Below are 1,856 nucleotides of genomic sequence, written 5' to 3' on the forward strand. Positions count from 1 at the left end.
TTTTTTTTTTTTTTTTTTTTTTTTTTTTTTTTTTTTTTTTTTTTTTTTTATTTTTGGTTTAAATTAAATTATTTTAGTAACTATTGTAACTTTTTTGTAACCCCATACGTATAACCATTTGTACACATAAAATTGAGGAGACAAAAACATGAGACAACTTAAAATCACCAAGCAGGTAACGAATCGTGAAACTGCATCATTAGACAAATATTTACAAGAAATTGGAAAAGTTGACCTTATAACTGCTGACGAAGAGGTTGAGTTGGCGCAAAAGATTAAAGCTGGTGACCAAAAAGCATTAGAAAAATTAACAAAAGCCAATTTACGTTTCGTAGTTTCGGTGGCTAAACAATACCAGAATCAAGGCTTGACGCTTCCCGATTTAATTAACGAAGGGAATTTAGGATTGATAAAAGCGGCACAACGTTTTGATGAAACACGTGGTTTCAAATTCATCTCGTATGCGGTATGGTGGATTCGTCAATCTATATTACAAGCATTGGCAGAACAATCTCGTATCGTTCGTTTGCCTTTGAACAAAATTGGTTCTATCAATAAAATCAACAAAATGTATGCTTTATTAGAGCAATCTAACGAGCGTCCACCATCTGCTGAGGAAATTGCAAAAGAACTTGACATGACCGTAAATGACGTAAAAGAGTCTATGAAAAACTCTGGACGTCACTTATCAATGGATGCGCCTCTTGTAGAAGGAGAAGATTCTAACCTTTATGACGTTTTACGTTCAGGTGAATCTCCTAATCCAGACAGAGAATTAATCCACGAATCATTGCGTACTGAAATCGAACGTTCATTAGAAACATTGACTCCAAGAGAGGCTGATGTAGTTCGTTTGTACTTTGGTCTTGGCGATCAACACCCAATGACATTAGAGGAAATTGGAGAAACTTTCGACCTAACTCGTGAGCGTGTGCGTCAAATCAAGGAAAAAGCAATCCGAAGATTAAAACACACTTCAAGAAGCAAAATACTAAAAACCTATTTAGGATAAAACAGTCAAAAGTCTTAAAGTCAAAAATCATATCGTCCAACAACAGTATGATTTTTGACTTTCGGCTTTCGACTAATAAGTAACGACGGTCTGATTAACTGTTCGTTTTTTGATTGATGATTGAAACTCCGGCTGATTACCGGAGTTTTATTTTTTGTCATTGCGAGGAACGAAACAATCTTATCATTATTTTTTGGGCGTGTCCCTCCGTGATTGCTTCGTCGTTCCTCCTTGCTACTTCGGGTCGGGCTATTCGCTGTATCTTTTGTTTCGCTAGCGCTGCACAAAAGGATGCCGCTGCTATCCCTTACGCAACCTTCGCAACTAAAAGTCGTCGTTTCTTCTTAATTAAAAAGTACCGCAATTGGTCTAAAAAAAGTATTTTTGCACCAACAACAACTAATAAATCCGAAACAAATTCAGGTTAAACAACTACACAATGAAAAACACACTTATTGCTCCATCAGTACTAGCTGCCGATTTTGGGAACCTACAACGCGACATCGAAATGATCAACAACAGTGAAGCCGATTGGTTTCATATTGACATCATGGACGGTGTTTTTGTACCAAACATTTCATACGGAATGCCAGTTCTGGAAGCCATTAGCCGCCATGCAAAAAAAACTATTGATGTTCACTTGATGATTGTCGATCCCGACCGTTACATAAAAACTTTTGCCGAGTTAGGCGCAAATATTCTGAGCGTACATTATGAAGCGTGCACGCATCTTCACAGAACGCTACAAGCCATCAAAGCAGAAGGAATGAAAGCTGGAGTCGCTATCAATCCACATACTAATATTGACTTACTAGAGGACGTAATTAATGATGTTGACTTGGTT

Annotated in this window: 2 protein-coding genes; both read left to right on the plus strand. The window is 37.2% G+C overall.

Annotated elements, in window-relative coordinates:
* Nucleotides 1-148: 148 nt before the first annotated feature.
* On the plus strand, nucleotides 149-1,012 hold the full coding sequence (locus AC061C_RS15675; protein WP_007137700.1) for a sigma-70 family RNA polymerase sigma factor: 864 nt from the start codon (nucleotides 149-151) through the stop codon (nucleotides 1,010-1,012).
* Between the two features lie 439 nt (nucleotides 1,013-1,451).
* The coding region (locus tag AC061C_RS15680) for a ribulose-phosphate 3-epimerase (protein WP_478291948.1) at nucleotides 1,452-1,856 on the plus strand (405 nt) is incomplete at its 3' end.

This window comes from Flavobacterium sp. GNP010, assembly GCF_056428945.1.